Source organism: Streptomyces natalensis ATCC 27448 (assembly GCF_000935125.1).
GTDB classification, from domain to species: Bacteria; Actinomycetota; Actinomycetes; order Streptomycetales; family Streptomycetaceae; genus Streptomyces; species Streptomyces natalensis.
The window spans coordinates 39,566-59,468 of the sequence record NZ_JRKI01000024.1 but is presented as its reverse complement, the minus strand read 5'-3'; the positions used below and the strand labels follow the sequence as shown (position 1 = coordinate 59,468).

The window sequence follows — 19,903 nt, the reverse complement described above, 5'->3', positions numbered from 1 at the left end:
GGGAACGGGGGACCCGGCCGCCGCCCCCGCCGTGACGTGGCGGGCACGAACGGCCGCTGACGGCGGCATCGGCCGGGCGAGGCCCGGCGGGGCCGGGTGACGGGGCCCGCGCCGGGCCGTTGTCAGAGGCGGCTGGCACACTCGTCGGCATGGACATCACTCAGTTCGTCGAAGCGCTGCGGCTGGACGGAGGGCTGCTGGCCGATGCCGCCGAGCAGGCCGGCCCCGATGCCCCGGTTCCCTCCTGTCCCGAGTGGCGGATACGGGATCTGGTCACCCACGTCGGGCGGGTGCACCGCTGGGCGACGGAGTGCGTGACGCGGCCCGCCGACGAACCGGCGGAGTTCCCCGCAGCCCCGGACCTGACCGACCGGGAGCGGGTGTCCTGGCTGCGCGAAGGGCATCACCGCCTGGTGGTGGCGCTGCACACCGCCCCGCCGGACCTGAAGACCTGGACGTTTCTGTCCGCGCCGTCGCCGCTGGCCTTCTGGGCGCGGCGGCAGGCCCATGAGACCTCGGTGCACCGCGTGGACGCCCAGCAGGCCGCAGGCACGGCGCTCACGCCCCTCCCGGCCTCCTTCGCCGCCGACGGCATCGACGAACGCCTGGCGATGTTCCGCTCCCAGGACCGCTGCCGCATACAGGCGGACGTGCCCAGGACCCTGCGGGTGCGCGCCACGGACGCGGCCGATGCGGACCGGACCGTCGACCTCTTCGCCCAGGAGCCCGGCGCCGGGGTGGACTGCACCGTCGAGGGCCCGGCCGAGCAGCTCTATCTGGCGCTGTGGAACCGCCTGCCGTGGGACGGGCTGACGGTCACCGGTGATGCGGCGGTGCTGGATCTGTGGCGGCAGCAGACCGCGGACTGAGAGCCACGGCGTTCTTGCCGCACAGGGCGTGGTGTCAGCCCAGCCAGCCGGGGCGTACCAGCCCCGACTCGTAGGCCAGCACGACCAGTTGGGCGCGGTCCCGGGCGCCCAGTTTGACCATGGTGCGGCTGACATGGGTCTTGGCGGTCAGGGGGCTGACGACCAGCCGGCGGGCGATCTCCTCGTTGGACAGGCCGATGCCGACCAGCGCCATCACCTCACGCTCCCGCTCGGTCAGCGCCGAGAGCGCGCCGGCCGCGGCCGGTTCCTTGGAGCGGGCCGCGAACTCGGCGATCAGCCGCCGGGTGACACCGGGCGAGAGCAGCGCATCGCCCGCGACGACCGCCCGCACCGCGCGCAGCAGTTCCTGCGGTTCGGTGTCCTTGACGAGGAACCCGGAGGCGCCGGAGCGGATCGCCTCGAAGACATACTCGTCCAGTTCGAAGGTGGTCAGCATCACGACCCGGACGCCGGACAGCGCCGGGTCCTCGGTGATCCGGCGGGTCGCGGCCAGGCCGTCCAGCACCGGCATCCGGATGTCCATCAGCACGACGTCCGGGCGCAGCCGGCGGACGGCCTCCAGGGCCTCCAGGCCGTCGGACGCCTCACCGGCCACCTCGATGTCCGGCTGCGCGTCCAGCAGCGCCGTGAACCCGGCGCGCACCAGCAGCTGGTCGTCGGCGAGCAGTACCCGGATCACGACTCCTCCTCGGGGGCGGCGGCGGTGTCCGTACCGGCGGCCGCGCCGCGGGGGCCGGCGAGCGGGAGCCGCGCCCGGACCCGGAAGCCGCCGTCCGCACGCGGGCCCGCCTCGACGGTGCCGCCGAGGGCCGCGGCCCGCTCCCGCATCCCTATCAGGCCGTTGCCACCGGCCCGCTCCCCCGGTGCGGCGGTCGCCGGGCCGTCGTCGTCGACCTCGATCTCCAGGGCGCCCGGTGCATACCGGAGCCGGACGCGGGCGGTGCGCGAGCCGGAGTGGCGCACGACGTTGGTGAGCGCCTCCTGGACGATGCGGAACGCGGCGAGATCGGCGTTGGGCGGCAGCGCGGTGCGGGCGCCCTCGGCGGTGACGGTCACGGCGAGCCCCGTGCTCTTGGCCTGTTCGGTGAGCTCGGGCAGGCGGTCCAGGCCCGGCGCCGGGGAGCGCGGGGCATCCCCGGGGGCTCGCAGGGTGTCCAGCACCTGCCGCACCTCGCCGAGCGCTTCCTTGCTCGCGGCCTTGATGGTCGTCAGCGCCGTACGCGCCTGCTCGGGATCGCTGTCCAGCAGGGCCAGCCCCACGCCCGCCTGGACGTTGATGACGGAGATGCTGTGCGCCAGTACGTCATGCAGCTCGCGGGCGATCCGCAGCCGCTCCTCGTCGGCCCGGCGCCGCTCGGCCACGGCCCGCTCGGCGCGGAGTCTGGCGAGCTGCTCCCGGCGCACCCTTATCAGCTCCGATACGGCCACCACCGCCACGATCAGGACGGCGACGAACAGCTCGTCCCCCCACGGGGCGGGCCGGTCGTGCGGGGGCGGCAGCCAGCGGTAGAGCCAGTGGCCCACGAGGAGATGACTGACCCACAGACCGCCCAGCGCACACCACGCCACGAGGCGGTACCCGGCGAGGATCGCCGCGAAGGCGCCCAGCGCGATGGTGAGGAAGACCGGGCCGTACGGATAGCCGGCCGCGAAGTAGACGGCGGCGAGGGCGGACGTCCCGATAGCGACCGTACGCGGCAGGCGGTGCCGGAACAGCAGCACGGCGCCGCCCAGGAGCAGCAGCGCCCGCCCGAAGCCGTCGAGCGGCATCCGGCCGGGCTGGGCGTGCGCCGCGAACCCGGAGCCGACCGTGACGAAGACCGTCACCACGACCGTCGAGATCCACGGCAGCCGCACCCCCGCCCAGCTCCTCGGTTCCGCGCGCACCGGCGACCACCGCGCCCACCCGGGCCCCAGGCAGCGCCGCGCCCACGGCGGCCGTGCAGTGTCCATGCCCGCAACGCTAGACCGCACCCCGGCCCGAGCGCGTCAACCCAGGGCGGTGAGCGGCAGTACTCCCGGGGTAGTAGGCGGCAGGGCGGGATCGGAGCACGGGTTGAGCCGCGGGCCGTCGACGGGCCCTATCGCGGGGCGGCCAGACCGACGCTTCGTGCCAGCTGGTGGACGGCCTGCTCGAAGAACTCGGTACGGGCCGCGATCACCCCGTTGAACTGGCCGAAGACCTCGAAACTCACCAGCCCGAACAGCTGCGCCCAGGCACCCACGAGCCGCGTCAGCACCGCGCCCGGCAGCTCCACGCCCAGTTCCGCGCCGAGGGCGAGCGCCTCGCCGACCACCGCGTCGGGCAGCGGTTCGGCGGGCTCCTTCAGGGCGCCCGCGGCATGCGCGTCACGGACCACACCGATCAGTGCGAGGCCGACGCGGGAGGCGGGACCGGCGGTGGTGCGGGGGGCGGTGTAGCCGGGTACCGGGGAGCCGTAGATCAGCGCGTACTCGTGCGGATGGGCCAGCGCCCAGGTGCGTACCGCGGCGCAGACGGCGCTCCAGCGGGCGACGGGACGCTTGGCGTCGGGGCCGGTCACGGCATCGCGGGCGGCTTCGGCGGCCTCGCCGACGGCGTTGTAGGCGTCGACGATCAGCGCGGTCAGCAGGTCGTCGCGGCTGGGGAAGTAGCGGTAGAGCGCCGAGGACGCCATGCCGAGCTCACGGGCCACGGCGCGCAGCGAGAGCTTGGCGGCGCCCTCGGCGGCGAGTTGGCGGCGCGCCTCGTCCTTGATGGCGGCGGTGATTTCGCTACGGGCCCGTTCCCTGGCGCCTCGGATCGCAGTCATGGAGGCAGTCTGGCACGGTTTGGAGCAGTGCACCAATACGAGAGCGGCGAGTAGAAAAGAGAGCACTGCTCTTGCCTTGGCGCGGAACTTCGCGCACACTATTCGCAAGCGAGAGCAGTGCTCTCGAAACGGATCCCCGACCACGGACAGCCGGTAGCGGATCCCCGACCACGAACCGTCGATCAACCTCACCGGAGGCCCACCATGTCCGCATCCCGCTACCTCAAGCCCGGCCGCTTCGCCGCCCGGCTCAACGGCATCATCGGATGGCTGGCCCGGCGCGGCATCAGCCTCGCCGGTTCGGCGGACCTCGCCGTGCGGGGGCGGAAGAGCGGGGAATGGCGGCGCGTCCCCGTCAACCCGATGGCATACGAGGACGGCCACTACCTGGTCTCGGCGCGCGGGGACTCCGAGTGGGTGCGCAATATGCGCGCGGCGGGCGGCGGCGAACTGCGGGTCGGGCGGCGCGTCCGGCCGTTCACCGCCGTCGAACTGCCGCCCGCCGAGACCCCGGCGTTGCTGCGCGCCTATCTCCGGCGCTGGGGCTGGGAGGTGAAGTCGTTCTTCGGGGAGATCACCGCCGACTCCAGCGACGACGACCTCCTGGCCGCGGCCCCGCGCCACCCCGTCTTCCGGATCATCGAATCCTGACCGACGAGCACCGACGAGCGAAGCGACCGCCCCTCAAGCCCGGTCGAACGCCTCCAGCGCCCGCCGGGCCATCGGATGGGTGCGGACCAGTTCCGCCAGGGTCGTCGTCCCGCGGGTGATCTTCGCGAAGGCGTTCCACGCGGGGCGGAAGCCCGTGAGGGCGGCGTGGAACATGCCCGGGCGGCGGGAGAAGATGCCGAGCAGGGAGCGTCCCACGCCCATCTCCACGCCCAGGCTCGCCTTGATGGCGAAGGCGTAGTTGAGGGCCTGACGGCGGGTGTCCACCGCGTCATGGGCCTCGGCGACGCGCACCGCCCACTCCCCCGCGAGCCGGCCCGAGCGCAGCGCGAAGGAGATGCCCTCGCGGGTCCACGGCTCCAGCAGGCCCGCCGCGTCGCCGCACACCAGCACCCGGCCGCGGGAGAGCGGCGAGTCCTCGGCGCGGCAGCGCGTCAGATGGCCGGAGGAGACGCTCGGCTCGAAGCCCGCCAACCCCAGGCGGCCGATGAAATCGTCCAGGTAGCGCTTGGTCGCCGCGCCCTCGCCGCGGGTGGAGATCACGCCGACGGTGAGGGTGTCGCCCTTGGGGAAGACCCATCCGTAACTGCCGGGGATCGGGCCCCAGTCGATCAGCACCCGGCCCGCCCAGTCCTCGGCGACCGTGTCGGGCACCGGGATCTCGGCCTCCAGTCCGAGGTCGACCTGCGCCATCTTGACCCCGACGTGCCCGCCTATCCGGCCCGCGCTGCCGTCGGCGCCGACCACCGCGCGGGCCAGCACCACCTCGCCGTCGGACAGCACCACCGCGACGGTCCGGCGGTCGGGCACCTCGGCGCCGTGCTGTTCGACCCGGGCGACCGTGACACCGGTACGCACCCGGGCGCCCGCCTCCTTGGCCGACTCGACCAGCCCGGCGTCGAACTCGGGGCGGTTGATGAGCCCGAAGAGCATGTGCCTGGAGCGGCGGGTGCGGGTCAGCTTGCCGTTCATCGTGAACGTCACCGCATGCACGCGGTCACGCAGCGGCAGCTCGAAGCCGGGCGGCAGGGCGTCGCGCGAGGGACCGATGATGCCGCCGCCGCAGGTCTTGTAGCGGGGCAGTTCCGCCTTCTCCAGGAGCAGCACCCGACGTCCCGTACACGCCGCCGCGTGCGCGGCCGAGGCGCCCGCCGGCCCCGCGCCCACCACCACGACGTCCCACACCTGCTGGTTGTTCTCGGCTGCGTGCTCGCTGCTCACCTGTGCGTTCGCTCCCGTTCGGTGCCTGCTGCCGTACCGCCCCGATCCTACGGGCCGAGGTCCGGCGGGCCTCCTGTGGGAAGATCGGGTGCAGTCATCCCCGTACGTCCGGCCCGTACGGCCCACAAGGACGGACGGGCCGCGTACGCATCGTCGCCCCCACAAGGAGCGTTCCATGTCCCCCATGTCCGCAAGCGCCGACAGCCCGCTCGCGCGCACCGTCGCCGCGCTGCAACCCCGCGCCCGCACCGAGCTGGCCGAGCTGGTGGCGTTCAAGTCGGTGGCGGATCCTGCGCAATTCCCCAGGAGCGAGTGCGAGGCGGCGGCCGGCTGGATCGCCGGGACGCTGCGGGCGGACGGCTTCCAGGACGTGGCTCTGCTGGACACCCCCGACGGCACCCAGTCCGTATACGGCTTCCTGCCCGGCCCCGACGGTGCCCCCACGGTGCTGCTGTATGCGCACTACGACGTGCAGCCGCCGCTGGACGAGGACGCCTGGATCTCCCCGCCGTTCGAGCTGACCGAGCGCGACGGCCGCTGGTACGGGCGCGGCGCCGCCGACTGCAAGGGCGGCCTGATCATGCATCTGACGGCGCTGCGGGCGCTGAAGGAGCACGGCGGCATACCGGTCAACGTCAAGGTGATCGTCGAGGGTTCCGAGGAGCAGGGCACGGGCGGCCTGGAGCGGTACGCCGAGGCGCACCCGGAGCTGCTGGCCGCGGATGCCATCGTCATCGGCGACACCGGGAACTTCCGGGTCGGGCTGCCGACCGTGACCTCGACGCTGCGCGGGATGACGCTGGTGCGGGTGCAGGTCGACACGCTGGCGGGCAATCTGCACTCCGGCCAGTTCGGCGGCGCGGCCCCGGACGCGCTGGCGGCGCTGATCCGGATCCTGGACTCGCTGCGGGACGAGGACGGCTCGACGACGGTCAAGGGCCTTGCGGCGGACGCGGTCTGGGAGGGCCTCCAGTACGCGGAGGAGGACTTCCGCAAGGACGCCAAGGTGCTGGACGGTGTGGAGCTGATCGGCAACGGGACGGTCGCGGACCGGGTCTGGGCGCGGCCGGCCGTCACGGTGCTCGGCATCGACTGCCCGCCGGTGATCGGCGCCACCCCGTCGGTCCAGGCGGGTGCGCGGGCGCTGGTGAGCCTGCGGGTGCCGCCGGGTACGGACGCGGTGGAGGCGACGAAGCTGCTGGCCGCCCATCTGGAGAGCGCCGCCCCGTGGGGTGCGCGGGTCGCGGTGGAGCAGATCGGGCAGGGGCAGCCGTTCCGGGCGGACACCGCCAGCCCGGCGTATGCGTCGATGGCGGCCGCGCTGCGCGAGGCGTACGACGGCCAGGAGATGCAGACGGCCGGTATGGGCGGCTCGATCCCGCTGTGCAACACGCTGGCCGGGCTCTACCCGGAGGCGGAGATCCTGCTGATCGGGCTGAGCGAGCCGGAGGCGCAGATCCACGCGGTCAACGAGAGCGTGTCGCCGCGGGAACTGGAGCGGCTGTCGCTGGCGGAGGCCGTGTTCTTGCAGCGCTATTCTCCCCACGTTGTCGGCTGACCCGCCGTAGGGGTTTGTCGCCGTTGCTCCCCCAGCTAACGCTGGGAGGTACCCCCAGCGGCGGGCGTGGGTTGTACGGGTGCGGTACCACACCTCCGGACTTCGTCCTGCGGCGCGGCCCCTCCCGTGAGTGGGGGGGGAAGAAGGCCGGTGGGGGTGCACGTAACCGTCTACGTGCGCCCCCACTGTCTTTCCCCCACCCTCAACGGGGAGGGGCCGGGCCGCAGGACGAAGTCCGGAGGTCCGGTCCCGCAGACGAACAGCCCCGCGCAAGCGGCAACGCCCGCCGCAGGCGAAACAGCGAACACCCCCACGGCGGGAAAGCCGACAACGTGGGATTACCCCACGGGAACCCCGGCCTCAAGATGGAGCGGGCAGCCGCGCTCCCGGGCCCGAAGGGCCCACCGCAGGCGGTTCCAGCGCACGGGCGGGAGCATGTCCTCGGCCTCCGACTCGGTCGCAAAGCGCCATTCACGCAGTTCGGCGCCGGGCAGCAGCAGGCTCCGGATCCGTTCTTCGGTGAGCGTGCCGCCGTCGAACAGCAGCCGCAGACCGCCGAATCCGGGCGGTTTGGGCGCCTCCCAGTCCACGACCAGCAGCCGCGGCGCCCGGGGCAGCCGGATGCCCAGTTCCTCGGCGACCTCGCGTACCCCGGCGCGGGCGGGGGGCTCGCCCGGTTCCACGATGCCGCCGGGGAATTCCCAGCCCGGCTTGTACGTCGGGTCGACCAGCAGCACCCGGTCCTGGTCGTCGAAGAGCAGCACGCCGGCCGCGATGGTCTCCGCGGTCGGCTCGGGGGTCTGCACGATGTCGCAGGCGCCGGCGCCGGTGCGGACCGCCTCGGCGACCTGTTCGGCGGTCTGCCGGGGCGTGAGCCGGCTGGTGTCGACGATGTGCGCATCGCCCCGGATCCATTCCAGCGCGCTGGCGTACGGGCCCAGATGCTCCAGACACCAGCGCCGTACGGACGCCTGGGCCTCGGGGTCGCCGCCCGGCGGCTCCGCACGCCGGGCTATCCGCTCGCGCAGGATCGTTTCCTCCGCATGCAGCAGGACGTGCCGTACGGGGATCCGGCGGGCCGCGAGGGAGCCGAAGATCTCGTCGCGGTATTCCTGGCGCAGCAGCGTCATCGGCGTCACCAAGGGGCCCGGCACCTCGGTGAGCAGCGCCGCCGCGGTGTCCACGACCATCCGCCGCCAGGACGGCAGGTCCTGATAGTCGTCGATCTCCTCCAGCCGTTTGGCCGGCAGCATCAACCGCAGTCCGCTGCCGAGGAGTTCGGGGTCGTAGAGCGTGCTTCCGGGAAGCAGGTCGAGCAATTCATGCGCCGCAGTGGTCTTGCCCGCACCGAACGTGCCGTTCAGCCAGACGATCACGGTTTCCCCTCTTCCCTAGACCCAGGTGAGTTGCCCGGAACACCCTGCCACGGAAACGCTCGGGAAGACGGATGCCGGTCAGTGCATCCCCCGTCGCGAAGCCCCCGGCAAACAAGCGCTCCCCCGCCCCTCCAGTACCGAAACACTCACCTGGATACGGGCCTCCGTCGCATATGACGGCGGCCCATCGAGCGGTCAATGGCCGGTTCTCCGCCGCCCGTCGGCCCGTCGGCGGCGGCAGGGATTTCCCGCGCCGGAATCCCGGATTCGGGCGGACGGAATGGTGGACGGTGGAGGGAATGGCGGGCGCCCGGAATTTTGGGGAGGCCGGCGAATGCGGCGCCGGATCGGGGTGCGCCGCGCGGAATGCGTATTCCCGGGCGCGGGCTCAGGACGAGGAGGTCGCGGCGGGTATGCGGCGGGGATTGTGCCCCGCGGCCCGTCGCCCGATAAGGCGTCAGCTCAATGCGGCGCCGGTGTTCACCCGCTGCCCGCAGTATTTCGCCGATCCGGCAACGCCATACGGGTCGCCGCCCGCTTTTGACGTCATGACGGGCAGGGCCCGGACGGCGCGAGGGCCGGGCGAACGACCACGACCGCACCTCTTCCAACAGACTTCAACAAGCTCTACCGTAACCACACACCCAGGACGGGGAGTTGCCCCACACCTCTCGCGAAGACGGAGACGGAGGACGCGACCATGCGCGTTCGCATCCGCACCATCCAGGGCCCGCTACGCCTCCTCGCAGCGCTGTGCGCCACGTTGCTGTGTACGGCAGGGACGCCGCCCTCCCCGGGACAGGCGGCCGCACCCCGGCTGCCCGGCGGGCTCGCCACGACCCCGCCGATGGGGTTCAACAACTGGAACTCCACGCACTGCCGGGCGGAGTTCAACGAGGGCATGGTCAAGGGCATCGCCGACCTCCTCGCGGCCAAGGGGCTCAAGGACGCCGGATATCGCTACGTCAACCTCGACGACTGCTGGGCGCTGCCCGCCCGGGACGGCGAGGGCAGGCTCGTACCGGACCCGAAGCGCTTCCCGCACGGGCTCAAGGCCGTCGCCGACTATGTCCACGCCAAGGGCCTGAAGTTCGGGATCTATACGAGCGCGGGCACCAAGACCTGCAACGAGAACGGGTTCCCCGGTGCCCTGGGGCATGAGACGTCCGACGCCCGGCAGTTCGCCGACTGGGGCGTGGACTACCTCAAGTACGACAACTGCAACAACCAGGGTGTGGACGCCAAGCAGCGCTACCGTGCGATGCGGGACGCGCTCCGGGCCACCGGGCGCCCCATCGTCTACAGCATCTGTGAATGGGGCGAGAACAGGCCCTGGGAGTGGGCTTCTGACGTAGGACATCTGTGGCGGACCACCGGGGACATCGACGACAGTTGGTCAAGCATGCTCGGGATCGTCAAGCAGAACCTGCCGCTGGCCCCGTATGCGGGCCCCGGCCACTGGAACGATCCGGACATGCTGGAGGTCGGCAACGGCGGGATGACGGACACCGAGTACCGCAGCCACTTCTCCCTCTGGGCCATGATGTCCGCCCCGCTGCTCATCGGCTCCGATCTGCGCACGGCGACCCCGGAATCCCTCGCGATCCTGGGCAACAAGGACGTCATCGCGCTCGACCAGGACGCGCTGGGCAAGCAGGCCACCGTGGCGGCCTCCGACTCCGGCCGCTGGACGCTCGTCAAACCGCTGGCGAACGGTGACCGCGCGGTCGCCCTCTTCAACGAGACGGGAGCGCCGCAGCGCCTGGCCACCACCGCCCGGGACGTGGGCCTCCCCCAGGCCGACCGCTACCGGCTGCGCGACCTGTGGCGGCACCGCGCCTCGCACACCACGGGCAGCATTTCCGCCACGGTCCCGGCCCACGGCATCGCCGTCTACCGCGTCTTTGCGGAACGTCAGCAGGTGGGCAGGCCGGGAATGGGCTGATCGTTCTCGCCACCAGTGAGGTAGACGACGCTGATGTAGACACCGGTGTTCCCGCTGTCGTCATCGGTCTTGGCCCACCAGACGTTCGTCCACTTCCCGTACGTCTCGCGGCGGCCCAGATTCGCCTGGCAGTAGAAGTAGTTGGTGCCCGCGTTGACGGTGCCGGCCTGCTGGAAGGACGCGGTGTACGAGGTCGCGGAGCGCCAGACGTCGCAGTTGGTCTTGCCGCCGCCGATGGAGACGCACGAGGTCTTCGGGGTGGGGTCGCCGCCGCCGCTGGTGCCGCTGGTGCCGCCATCGCTGCCGCCGGACGTACCGGAGCTGCCGCCGTCCGTGCCACCCGACGTACCGCCGTGGCCGCCCCCCGTGGCTCCGCCGAGCAGCCCGCCCAGACTCCCGCCCGACGCACCGGGCTCGGTGTCCTTGCCGGTCGGGTCCGACGAGGGCTCCTGGGAGGCGGACGGCGAGGCACCGGTGCCGTTCTCCTTGCCCTTGCCGCCCGCCTTGGCGTCGCCCTTGCCGGCCTGCTTGCTGCCGGACGGGCTCGGGTCGGCGACCGGCGAGGGCTTTCCGGCCGGCGGCGCCGACCGCGCTCCGCCGTCCGCGACGGTCCTGCTCGGACCGCCGCCGACCAGGGCGTAGGTCACCCCGCCGCCGGTGGCGAGGACGGCCAGCACCGCCGCAACGGCGAGCACCAGGCGGCGCCGGCGGCGGGCGGGCAGCCGCTCGGTGTCGCCCCCGGGCGCGTTCCGCGGATGCGGGTGGGTGCCGGTGTCCCCCACGGCCGGGCCGCTCACCACGCCCGGCGGGTCGAAGCCGGGGCCGAGGGCGGAGACGGGGGTGTCGGCATCGGGCGGGGTCGTGGAGGAGGCCGGGGTGCCCTGGGATCCCGGACCGCCGGACAGCCAACTGGCGGGCGGCGCACCGGAGTTACTGCCGCTTCCGCTTGCCGCGCCGGCACTCCCGGACGCCGCGCCACCGGCCCCGGCGCCCCCCGCTCCCTGCGGGAACTCCTTCGGCGGAGGCGGCGGCGTCGGCAGTGGCCGGATGTCCGTGGCGGTGGGCAGATGCGGCGCGCCCGGCACCGGCGCCGCCGACGGCTCGCGGCCCTCGGCCACCGCCGTCAGCATGCTGCGCGCCTGGGCCGCCGACGGCCGGTCGGCCGCGTTCTTGGCCATCAGGGCGTGCAGCACGGTCGTGAGCGGCCCGGCCCGCTGCGGCTCCGGCAGCGGTTCGGTGACGATCGCGGTGAGCGTGGACCACACCGACGTACGGCGGAACGGGGCGCCGCCGCCCTCCACGGCCGCGTACAGCGTCATGCCCAGCGACCAGATGTCCGAGGCCGGGGTGGGGTCCTGGCCCTGGGCGCGCTCGGGCGGCAAGTAGTCGAGGGAGCCGACCAGTTCGCCGCTGCGAGTGATGTTGGTGGCGGCGCCGTCGCCGGGGGCCTCGATGCTGGCGATGCCGAAGTCGGTGAGCACCACCCGCCCGCTGCGGTCCAGCAGTACGTTGCCCGGCTTCACATCGCGGTGCAGCACGCCCACCTGGTGGGCGGCGTCCAGCGCGTCCATCACCTGGGCGCCGATCCGGGCGATCTCCCGCGGGTCGAGGGAGCCCTGCTGCTGGAGGGCGTCGTCCAGCGAGGGCCCGTCGATCAGCTCCATCACGATGACGGGGCGGCCGTCCTCGTCGATGACGTCGTGCACGGTGACCACGCCGGAGTGGCGGATACGGGCCGCGGCCCGCGCCTCGCGCTGCATCCGGGTGCGCAGATCGGCGAGTTCGGGAGCGGAGGCGTCGGTGTAGGCGCGCAGGACCTTGACGGCGACCTCGCGGCCGAGCACCTCGTCCACGGCGCGGCAGACCACGCCCATCCCGCCGCGGCCGAGCCGGCCGGTGACGCGGTAGCGGCCGCCGAGCAGCCGCCCGGTCAGATCGGCGTCCGTACCGCGCTGGGGGCCGCTCGCCGAAGCAGCCTTGGGCGCCCCATTGCCGGGCCGTGCGGCCGCCGCCCCGCCGCTCGCGCCGCCCTGTTCGCCCGGCTCATCCGCGCCGCGGTGCTCGCGCTCCCCCGGTGTCATCGTCGCGATCCCCTCGATACCCGATTCCTGGCCCGTACGCCGCACACCTCACGGAACACGGCACGGTCGGCAACAGACTAAGGGGCGCACGGGTGCGACGGGTGGCTTCAGGGCAGAGGTGCGAAGGCATCGAGACGGGACTGTTGTGCAGCGGCCGCGGCGCCCACCACCCCGGCGTCCGTCCCCATTTGAGCGGGCACGACCGTCAGGTCCGCCACGAACGACAGCGTGGCGTAGCTGCGCAGGGCGCGACGAAGGGGGGCGAAGAGGATGTCTCCGGCGCCCGCAACTCCCCCGCCGATGACCGCGATATCGATCTCGACCAGTGTCGCGGTGGCGGCGATCCCGGCGGCCAGCGCCTGGGCGGCCCGCTCGAAGGACCGGACGGCGACGGGGTCACCGGCGCGGGCCGCGGCGGCGACGGCGACGGCGCTGGTGTCGCCGTCGGGGCCCGGCAGCCAGCCGTCGGCCAGCGCGCGGCGGGCGATGTTGGGGCCGCTGGCGATCCGCTCGACGCAGCCGCGGCCGCCGCACGGGCAGGGGTCACCGTCGAGGTCGACGCTGATGTGGCCGATGTGCCCGGCGTTGCCGGTGGGGCCCGGATGCAGCCGGCCGTTCAGGACGAGTCCGCCGCCGACCCCGGTGGAGACCACCATGCACAGGGCGTTGTCGTGGCCGCGGGCCGCGCCCTGCCAGTGTTCGGCCGCGGTCATCGCCACCCCGTCGCCGACCAGCGTCACCGGCCGCTCCCCGACCAGCGCCCGCACCCCGGCGACCAGCGGAAAGTCGCGCCAGCCGGGGATGTTGACGGGGCTGACCGTACCGGCCGAGGCATCCACGGGCCCCGCGCTGCCGATCCCCACGGCCGCCACCCGCGCCCACTCGGGCACCGCGGCGAGCTCCCCGACCACCTCGGCCACCGCGCGCATCACCGCCGCCCCGTCCTGGTCGGCGGGGGTGGGCCGGGCGGCCCGTACGACCAGCCTGCCGTGCGCGTCCACCAGGGCTCCGGCGATCTTGGTGCCGCCAATGTCGAGCGCTGCGCTCAGGTCCGTCTGCATCGGTGTGGAATCTCCTGGTGGGCCCGGGATCCGGGGCCGGTCGGCCCGGCGTGAGAACGCCAGTCTTACGGCAGCTGACAACGTTGTCCAGGGGCTATGCTCGACGGCACCCCCCGCCCCTCCGCAAGCCCCCTACAGAATGAGGCCGCACACCGTGTCGGACACCGCGCAGGGCACCTCCCGTCGCTACGGCACCCGGCCCACGATGAAGGATGTGGCGGCGCGCGCCGGCGTCGGTCTCAAGACGGTCTCCCGCGTGGTCAACGGCGAGGCGGGCGTCACCCCGGACACCGAACGCCGCGTCCAGGAGGCCATCACGGCCCTCGGCTTCCGCCGCAACGACTCCGCCCGGATCCTGCGCAAGGGCCGTACGGCCAGCATCGGCCTGGTGCTGGAGGATCTCGCCGACCCGTTCTACGGTCCCCTGAGCCGTGCCGTCGAGGAGGTCGCCCGCGCCCACGGTGCACTGCTGATCAACGGCTCCAGCGCCGAGGACCCGGCCCGGGAGCAGGAGTTGGTGCTGGCACTGTGCGCGCGGCGGGTGGACGGGCTGGTCGTGATCCCGGCCGGTGACGATCACCGCTATCTGGAGCCGGAGATCGCGGCGGGGGTCGCGACGGTCTTCGTGGACCGTCCGGCCGGCCGGATCGACGCCGATACGGTGCTCTCCGACAGCTTCGGCGGCGCCCGGGAGGCGGTCGCCCATCTGATCGCGCACGGCCACCGCCGCATCGGCTTCATCGGCGACCAGCCGCGCATCCACACCGCCAGTGAGCGGCTGCGCGGCTATCGCGCCGCAATGGCCGCGGCCGGGCTGCCGGTTGAGGAGTCCTGGGTGGCGCCGGGTTCCACCGCGCCGGAGCGGGTACGGGCCGCCGCGGCCGCCATGCTGGAGGGGCCCTCCCCGGTCACCGCGCTGTTCGCGGGCAACAACCGCGTCACCGTCACGGCCGTCCGCGTCCTGCGCGAACTCCCGCGCCCGGTGGCCCTGGTGGGCTTCGACGACTTCGAACTCGCCGATCTCGTACGGCCCGCGATCACGGTCGTGGCACAGGACGCGGCCCAGCTGGGCCGGACCGCCGCCGGCCTGCTCTTCCGCCGCCTCGACGGCGTGGACGACCCGCCGCGGCGGGTGGAGCTGCCGACCCGGTTGATCGCCCGGGGGTCGGGCGAGCTGGCCCCCGTGGGGTAGGGCCGCACGTTTTCGGCTTCCCCGCCGTAGGGGTTTTCGCCGTTGCGCCTGCGGCGGGCGTGGGTTGTACGGGTGCGGTGCCACGCCTCCGGACTTCGTCCTGCGGCGCGGCCCCTCCCGTGGGTGGGGGGAAGGGGTCGGTGGGGCGTGCGTTGTGCGTCCGGTCCCGTATGACTCGACAGACAGGCGGCACCCGACCGCTCACAGGCACCCCCACTGGTTTTCTCCCACCCACAACGGGGAGGGGCCGGGCCGCAGGACGAAGTCCGGAGGCGTGGCACCGCACCCGTACAACCCACGCCCGCCGCAGGCGCAACGGCGACAAACCCCTACGGCGGGACGGCCGACAACGTGGGGCTAACCGCCGAACGGCAAACGGCCGGCCAGTGAGTCAAGGTCGGCGCGGGTCAGCCCCGTGAGCCGCGCAACCTCGCCGGAGGCAACCGCACCGCAGTCCAGACCGCGCAGCAGATAGCCGGCCAGGGCCTTGGCGGTGGCGGGCTCGTCGGCGACATCGCCGCCCGCCTTGGCGACATACGCCGCGAGCCGGGACGCGGCCTGTTCGAGGCCCTCCAGGTAGAAGGCGTAGACCGCGGCGTAGCGGGTGGGGAGGTGGCCGGGGTGCATGTCCCAGCCCTGGTAGTAGGCGCGGGCCAGCGAGCGGCGGACGAGGCCGTGGTGCAGCCGCCAGACCTCGTGGACCCGGTCCGTCGTGCCGACCGGCAGCATGTTCGTCGAGCCGTCGGAGAGCCGGACGCCGGTGCCCGCGGCGGCCACCTGCATCACGGTCTTGGCGTAGTCGGCGGCGGGGTGGTCGAGCGACTGGTGGGCGGCGCTGATGCCGCAGGAGGCGCTGTAGTCGTAGGTGCCGTAGTGCAGGGAGGTGGCGCGGCCCTTGGCGGCCTCGATCATGCGGGAGACCGTGGCGCGGCCGTCGGGGCCCAGGATCGACTGGGTGGTCTCCACCTGGATCTCGAAGCCGATCCGGCCGCTTTCCAGGCCGCGGGCCTTCTCGAAGGCTTCCAGCAGCCGCACCATGGCGGTGACCTGCTCGGTGTAGGTCACCTTGGGCAGCGTCAGCACCAGACCGTCGGGCAGGCCGCCGGCCTCCATCAGGCCGGTGAGGAAGATGTCCAGGGTGCGGATGCCGCGGTCGCGGACGGCGGCCTCCATGCACTTCATCCGGATACCCATGTACGGGGCGGCGGTGCCGTCCTGGTAGGCGGCGACGACGAGCGCGGCGGCGCGGGCGGCGTCCGCGTCCTCCTCGGCGTCCGAGCGCACGCCGTAGCCGTCCTCGAAGTCGATGCGCAGGTCTTCGACGGGCTCGCGCTCCAGTTTGGCGCGGACCCGCTGGTAGACGGGTCCGGCGAGGGCCTCGGGGATCCCGAGGACGGCGGCGAGCGAGGCGGCGTCGGGGGCGTGCTCGTCGAGGGCGGCGAGCGCCTGGTCACCCCAGGAGCGGATGGTGTCGGCGGCGAAGGCGTCGCCTGGGACGTAGACCGTGTGGACCGGCTGACGGGTGCCGGGGTCGCCCGGGTAGCGCCGCGCCAGATCGGCGTCCACCGCGGCGAGTGCGGCGTCGATGCCCTCGCGTACGGTGTCCGCAAGGCTCGTCGCCACGGTCTCCTGCTGCCCCATTCGACACCCTCCCGGTTCTTTGCCCGGCATCCGCCGGGCATGTTTATTTTTCCACTCCACGGAATCAACAATCCGTATAGTGAAGTTAACTGTGTCGGTTTGGCGAGGTCAACACCCTCTCGCCCGAGGCGGTGCAGATCACGGCCCCGCACCGAAGATCCATAACTCCGTGACACACCGCCGCCACCCCCGCCAGACTCGCCGCATGACATGGACCGCACCCCAGATCACCCGCCGCGACATGCCCGCCGCCGCCGGCGAACGCGAGATGCTCCAGGGCTGGCTCGACTGGCACCGCGACACCCTCCTCGCCAAGTGCACCGGGCTGACCCCGGAGCAGCTCGTCGAGGCGAGCGCCCCGCCCTCCACCCTCACCCTGCTCGGGCTGGTGCGCCATCTGGCGCTGGTCGAGCGCAGCTGGTTCCGCGAGCGCTTCGCCGGCGAGGAGATCGAGGACCTCTACGACCTCGACCGCAACATCGACGCCGACTTCGACGACGCCGACCCGGCCGGGGCCCGGACGGACCTCGCGACGCTGCGCGCCGAGATCGAGGCGGCCGACGCGGCGGTCAAGGGCCGCGGGCTGGACGAGACCTTCGTCCACGAGCGCACCGGCAAGGAGCTGAATCTGCGCTGGATCTACGTCCACATGATCGAGGAGTACGCCCGCCACAACGGCCATGCGGATCTGCTGCGTGAGCGGATCGACGGGGCGACGGGCGACTGAGATCGCGCCGAGGCCCCGTACGGCACATGCGTACGGGGCCTCGGGCAGTGCCGGTCCGGGAACGGGTCAGCCCTTGCGGGTCTTGACCTCTTCGGTCAGGGCCGGGACGACGTCGAAGAGGTCGCCGACCACGCCGTAGTCGACGAGGTCGAAGATCGGCGCCTCGGCGTCCTTGTTGATGGCGACGATCGTCTTCGAGGTCTGCATACCGGCGCGGTGCTGGATCGCACCGGAGATACCGGCCGCGATGTACAGCTGCGGCGAGACCGACTTACCGGTCTGGCCGACCTGGTTGGTGTGCGGGTACCAGCCGGCGTCCACCGCGGCACGCGAGGCGCCGACGGCCGCGCCGAGCGAGTCGGCGAGCGCCTCGATGACCGGGAAGTTCTCGGCGCCGTTGACGCCGCGGCCACCGGAGACCACGATCGCGGCCTCGGTCAGCTCCGGGCGGCCGGTCGACTCGCGCGGGGTGCGCGAGACGATCTTGGTGCCCTTGGAGGAGTCGGCGATGGTCACCGCGAGCTGCTCGACCGTACCGGCGGCCGGGGCGGCCTCGGGGGCGGCGGAGTTGGGCTTGACGGTGATGACCGGGGTGCCCTTGGAGACGCGGGACTTGGTGGTGAACGACGCCGCGAAGACGGACTGCGTGGCCACCGGGCCCTCGTCGCCGGCCTCCAGGTCGACGGCGTCGGTGATGATGCCGGAGCCGATGCGGACCGCGAGGCGGGCACCGATCTCCTTGCCCTCGGCGGAGGACGGCAGCAGCACGGCGGCCGGGGAGACCGCGTCGTAGGCGGCCTGGAGCGCGTCGACCTTGGGGGCGACGAGGTACTCGGCGAACTCGGGGGCGTCGGCGGCCAGCACCTTTACGGCACCGTGCTCGCCGAGGACCTTCGCGGCCTCCTCGGCGTTCGCACCGAGGTGGACGGCCACCGGCTCGCCGATGCGACGGGCCAGCGTGAGCAGCTCGAGGGTGGGCTTGCGGACGGCACCGTCCACGTGGTCGACGTAGACAAGGACTTCAGCCATGGGGTTGCTCTCCTGCGGGAAGAATGACGGCGGTTGAGGAGCGGGCGCTGCCAGCGGCCCTTAGATGAACTTCTGACCCGCGAGGAACTCTGCGAGCTGCTTGGCTCCCTCGCCCTCGTCCTTGACGATGGTGCCGGCGGTGCGGGCCGGACGCTCGGCCGCCTCGTCGACGGCGGTCCAGGCACCCTCCAGGCCGACCTCGTCCGCCTCGATGTCCAGGTCGTCCAGGTCCAGCGACTCCACCGGCTTCTTCTTGGCGGCCATGATGCCCTTGAAGGAGGGGTAACGCGCCTCGCCCGACTGGTCGGTGACGGAGATGACGGCGGGCAGCGCGGCCTCCAGCTGCTCGCTGGCGGTGTCGCCGTCGCGGCGGCCGGTGACGACGCCGCCCTCGACGGAGACCTCGGAGAGCTGGGTCACCTGCGGGACACCGAGCCGCTCGGCGAGCAGCGCGGGCAGCACGCCCATGGTGCCGTCGGTGGAAGCCATACCGCAGACGACCAGGTCGTAGCCGGTCTTCTCGATGGCCTTGGCGAGCACGAGCGAGGTGCCCAGCGCGTCGGTGCCGTGCAGGTCGTCGTCCTCGACGTGGACACCCTTGTCGGCGCCCATCGACAGCGCCTTGCGCAGCGCGTCACTGGCGTCCTCGGGGCCCACGGTCAGCACCGTGATCTCCGCGTCGTCGGCGGCTTCCTTGATCTGCAGGGCCTGCTCGACGGCGTACTCGTCGAGCTCCGAGAGCAGACCGTCCACGTCGTCACGGTCGACGGTCAGGTCCTCGGCGAAGTGCCGGTCGCCGGTGGCGTCGGGCACGTACTTCACACAGACAACGATCCTCAAGCTCACGCCGGCTCTCCTACCTGCATCGTCTCTTCAGAACTGCCTTGTACCGGCAGCATAGGCGCCTTGTGGGGCGGCTCCGGGTCGGATACGGATCCCCGCGCCGCCCGTCATGTTACTAGCCAGTACACCCAGTCTCGTCCCCCGAATCAAGGACGCTGAACTGTGACCTTGCCAACGGTCCCGACCGGATGAAGACGACGCCGCGCGGGAACTCGTCAGTCCCGCAGCGCGTTGAAGCGGCCCTGGTGGTAGAGCAGCGGCCGGCCGGGTCCTGCGGGGTCGCCGGCGACGGGCTGGGCGAGCACGATGCGGTGGTCGCCGGCCGGCACCTTCGCGACGACGCGGCACACCATCCAGGCCAGGACGCCGTCCAGGAGGGGCACACCCTCGGGGCCGGTGCGCCAGGAGGTGGCCGGGCCGAAGCGGTCCGCGCCGCTGCGGGCGAAGGTGGCGGCGAGCTCCCGTTGGTGCTCGCCGAGTATGTGGACGCCGATGTGCGCGGCCTCGGCGACGGCCGGCCAGCTGGAGGAACCGGTGCCGATGCCGAACGAGAGCAGCGGGGGCTCGGCGGCGACGGAGGTCAGGGAGGTGGCGGTGAAGCCGACGGGGCGGGAGCCGTGCGCGGTGATCACCGCGACGCCGGCGGCGTGCTGCCGGAAGACGGAGCGCAGCAGATCGGGGCCGGCGAGAGGGGGCGTGCCGAGGTCGGGAGAGACCGTCATGGAGTTGTCCTTCTGAGGGAGTGGAGGAGCCGATGCAGGGCCGCCGGCCGCAGCGCGGTTGCCGGCGGCGGTGGGGTCGTCGCCGCTCACACGCTGGGACAGCGCGCGCTGGCGGTCCGCAGAAGGTCCACGTGCGCGCGTCCGTACAGAAGGGTT

16 protein-coding genes and 1 pseudogene are annotated in these 19,903 nt (G+C 72.8%); 6 read left to right on the top strand and 11 right to left on the bottom strand.

Annotated elements, in window-relative coordinates; translation table 11 throughout:
- Positions 1–149 precede the first annotated feature (149 nt).
- Positions 150–869 carry a maleylpyruvate isomerase family mycothiol-dependent enzyme gene (locus SNA_RS15100; RefSeq protein ID WP_030071021.1) on the top strand — a complete coding sequence of 240 codons (720 nt, stop codon included), beginning with the start codon at positions 150–152 and terminating at the stop codon, positions 867–869.
- 34 nt (positions 870–903) lie between these two features.
- On the opposite strand, the gene SNA_RS15095 is transcribed toward SNA_RS15100, so the two are convergent.
- From SNA_RS15095 to SNA_RS15085, 3 genes are all read right to left on the bottom strand, one after another.
- Positions 904–1,569: a response regulator gene (locus tag SNA_RS15095; protein WP_030071019.1), complete on the bottom strand. Its 666-nt coding sequence runs from the start codon at positions 1,567–1,569 to the stop codon at positions 904–906.
- Positions 1,566–2,843, bottom strand: coding sequence for a sensor histidine kinase (locus tag SNA_RS15090; RefSeq protein WP_078969921.1), 1,278 nt, complete (start codon positions 2,841–2,843; stop codon positions 1,566–1,568). Before SNA_RS15090 ends, SNA_RS15095 begins: the two co-directional genes overlap by 4 nt.
- Before the next feature lie 128 nt (positions 2,844–2,971).
- Positions 2,972–3,682, bottom strand: a complete 711-nt coding sequence (locus SNA_RS15085) for a TetR/AcrR family transcriptional regulator (protein ID WP_030071016.1) — start codon at positions 3,680–3,682, stop codon at positions 2,972–2,974.
- A gap of 204 nt (positions 3,683–3,886) precedes the next feature.
- Between SNA_RS15085 and SNA_RS15080 the strand changes: the two genes are divergently transcribed.
- Positions 3,887–4,333 carry a nitroreductase family deazaflavin-dependent oxidoreductase gene (locus SNA_RS15080; RefSeq protein WP_030071014.1) on the top strand — a complete coding sequence of 149 codons (447 nt, stop codon included), beginning with the start codon at positions 3,887–3,889 and terminating at the stop codon, positions 4,331–4,333.
- 33 nt (positions 4,334–4,366) lie between these two features.
- Here SNA_RS15080 and SNA_RS15075 read toward each other — a convergent pair whose 3' ends face one another.
- Positions 4,367–5,572, bottom strand: a complete 1,206-nt coding sequence (locus tag SNA_RS15075; RefSeq protein WP_030071012.1) for a geranylgeranyl reductase family protein — start codon at positions 5,570–5,572, stop codon at positions 4,367–4,369.
- Between the two features lie 175 nt (positions 5,573–5,747).
- Here SNA_RS15075 and SNA_RS15070 point away from each other — a divergent pair, with 175 nt between their 5' ends.
- On the top strand, positions 5,748–7,130 hold the full coding sequence (locus tag SNA_RS15070) for a dipeptidase (RefSeq protein WP_030071010.1): 1,383 nt from the start codon (positions 5,748–5,750) through the stop codon (positions 7,128–7,130).
- Between the two features lie 338 nt (positions 7,131–7,468).
- Here SNA_RS15070 and SNA_RS15065 read toward each other — a convergent pair whose 3' ends face one another.
- Entirely contained in the window at positions 7,469–8,506 is a 1,038-nt protein-coding gene (locus SNA_RS15065) for an NUDIX hydrolase (RefSeq protein WP_030073026.1), read from the bottom strand.
- Positions 8,507–9,206: 700 nt separating this feature from the next.
- Between SNA_RS15065 and SNA_RS15060 the strand changes: the two are divergent.
- Positions 9,207–10,439, top strand: a pseudogene (locus SNA_RS15060) (glycoside hydrolase family 27 protein); the annotation flags it as partial.
- On the opposite strand, the gene SNA_RS15055 reads toward SNA_RS15060, so the two are convergent.
- A complete protein-coding gene (locus SNA_RS15055) occupies positions 10,421–12,532 on the bottom strand; it encodes a serine/threonine-protein kinase (protein WP_078969920.1) in 2,112 nt (703 codons plus the stop codon). The pseudogene SNA_RS15060 and the gene SNA_RS15055 sit on opposite strands and share 19 nt — an antisense overlap.
- Before the next feature lie 107 nt (positions 12,533–12,639).
- The gene (locus SNA_RS15050; protein WP_044365383.1) at positions 12,640–13,593 is read right to left on the bottom strand and encodes an ROK family protein; all 954 of its coding nucleotides are present in this window, start codon (positions 13,591–13,593) and stop codon (positions 12,640–12,642) included.
- A gap of 154 nt (positions 13,594–13,747) precedes the next feature.
- On the opposite strand from SNA_RS15050, the gene SNA_RS15045 reads away from it, so the two are divergent.
- Positions 13,748–14,785, top strand: a complete 1,038-nt coding sequence (locus SNA_RS15045; protein WP_044365381.1) for a LacI family DNA-binding transcriptional regulator — start codon at positions 13,748–13,750, stop codon at positions 14,783–14,785.
- A 357-nt stretch (positions 14,786–15,142) separates the two neighbouring features.
- Here SNA_RS15045 and SNA_RS15040 read toward each other — a convergent pair whose 3' ends face one another.
- Positions 15,143–16,426 carry a DUF6986 family protein gene (locus SNA_RS15040; RefSeq protein WP_030071873.1) on the bottom strand — a complete coding sequence of 428 codons (1,284 nt, stop codon included), beginning with the start codon at positions 16,424–16,426 and terminating at the stop codon, positions 15,143–15,145.
- A 205-nt stretch (positions 16,427–16,631) separates the two neighbouring features.
- Here SNA_RS15040 and SNA_RS15035 point away from each other — a divergent pair, with 205 nt between their 5' ends.
- Complete coding sequence (locus SNA_RS15035) at positions 16,632–17,153, top strand: DinB family protein (protein WP_030071874.1); 522 nt, start codon at positions 16,632–16,634, stop codon at positions 17,151–17,153.
- 66 nt (positions 17,154–17,219) lie between these two features.
- Here SNA_RS15035 and SNA_RS15030 read toward each other — a convergent pair whose 3' ends face one another.
- The 3 genes from SNA_RS15030 to SNA_RS15020 all read right to left on the bottom strand — a co-directional run bounded on the left by SNA_RS15030 (position 17,220) and on the right by SNA_RS15020 (position 19,747).
- On the bottom strand, positions 17,220–18,182 hold the full coding sequence (locus tag SNA_RS15030) for an electron transfer flavoprotein subunit alpha/FixB family protein (RefSeq protein WP_030071876.1): 963 nt from the start codon (positions 18,180–18,182) through the stop codon (positions 17,220–17,222).
- A 60-nt stretch (positions 18,183–18,242) separates the two neighbouring features.
- Positions 18,243–19,028, bottom strand: coding sequence for an electron transfer flavoprotein subunit beta/FixA family protein (locus SNA_RS15025; RefSeq protein WP_030071878.1), 786 nt, complete (start codon positions 19,026–19,028; stop codon positions 18,243–18,245).
- Between the two features lie 212 nt (positions 19,029–19,240).
- On the bottom strand, positions 19,241–19,747 hold the full coding sequence (locus SNA_RS15020; protein WP_030071880.1) for a flavin reductase family protein: 507 nt from the start codon (positions 19,745–19,747) through the stop codon (positions 19,241–19,243).
- Positions 19,748–19,903 lie beyond the last annotated feature (156 nt).